We start from the raw sequence: 429 nt of genomic DNA, 5'->3' as shown, positions 1-429 counted from the left end.
GGCGAGTATCCGGAGGAGACGGAAAGCTTCCGATACGAGCCCCGTGACAGCGACCTGAAGCTGATGCCTGATCTGTCGACGCTATCGGTCGTGCCCTGGGAAAGCGACCCGACGGCCCAGGTGATCTGCGACATCGTCGATTCGGATGGCGGGGAAGTGCCTTATACGCCCCGCAACGTGCTGAAGCGGATCATGAGCCTCTATCATGATCGCGGCTGGAAGCCGATCGTTGCGCCGGAGATCGAGTTCTACCTGGTCGCCAAGAATGACGACCCCGACTATCCGCTGCACCCGCCCAAAGGCCGCTCCGGCCGCTCGATCCTCGGGGGCCAGGGCTACTCGATCGCCGGCATCAACGAATTCGACGAGCTGATCGACGACATCTATCATTTCTCCGAGAAGCAGGGGCTGGAGATCGATACGCTGATC

General features: G+C 61.1%; 1 pseudogene. It reads left to right on the top strand.

Annotation, left to right across the window (positions count from 1 at the left end):
* Positions 1-429: pseudogene (locus A7X77_RS31805) on the top strand (glutamine synthetase); the annotation flags it as partial.

It is taken from the genome of Rhizobium bangladeshense (assembly GCF_001662075.1).
Taxonomy (GTDB): domain Bacteria; phylum Pseudomonadota; class Alphaproteobacteria; order Rhizobiales; family Rhizobiaceae; genus Rhizobium; species Rhizobium bangladeshense_B.
This window is presented reverse-complemented; position numbering and strand designations above follow the sequence as displayed.